General features: G+C 48.1%; 1 protein-coding gene. It reads left to right on the top strand.

Annotated features, from left to right (window positions below; translation table 11 throughout):
- Positions 1 to 622, top strand: a 622-nt coding sequence (locus tag SORDD05_RS10140; RefSeq protein ID WP_196757197.1) for a hypothetical protein, incomplete at both ends; no start/stop codon positions are given.

Genomic DNA, 622 nt, shown 5'->3' with positions numbered 1-622 from the left:
TGCAAGTCAAAGTACTTCAGCATCAGTAAGTGCTAGCCAAAGTGCCTCAGCTTCAGCATCTAACGACCAGAACTCAGCTTCTATCTCAGCAAGTGCGAGCCACTCTGCGTCAGTATCAGCAAGCCAAAGCGCTTCAGCATCAGTATCAGCTAGCCAATCAACTTCAGCTTCTGTAAGCTCAAGTCAATCAACTTCAGCATCTGTAAGTGCAAGCCAAAGCGCTTCAGCATCAGTAAGTGCTAGTCAATCAGCATCTGTATCAGCTAGCCAAAGCGCTTCAGCGTCTGTATCTGCAAGTCAAAGTGCTTCAGCATCAGTATCTGCAAGCCAAAGTGCCTCAGCTTCAGCATCTAACAACCAGAACTCAGCTTCTATCTCAGCAAGCGCGAGCCACTCTGCGTCTGTAAGTGCAAGCCAAAGCGCTTCAGCATCAGTAAGTGCTAGTCAATCAGCATCTGTATCAGCAAGCCAAAGCGCTTCAGCTTCAGTATCAGCAAGTCAAAGTGCTTCAACATCAGTAAGCGCGAGCCAAAGTGCTTCAGCTTCAGCATCTAACAACCAGAACTCAGCTTCTATTTCAGCAAGCGCGAGCCACTCTGCGTCAGTATCAGCAAGCCAAAGT

This window comes from Streptococcus oralis (assembly GCF_001578705.1).
Taxonomy (GTDB): domain Bacteria; phylum Bacillota; class Bacilli; order Lactobacillales; family Streptococcaceae; genus Streptococcus; species Streptococcus oralis_J.
Note: the sequence above shows the minus strand (reverse complement) of the source record. Positions and strands in the feature narration are given on the sequence as shown.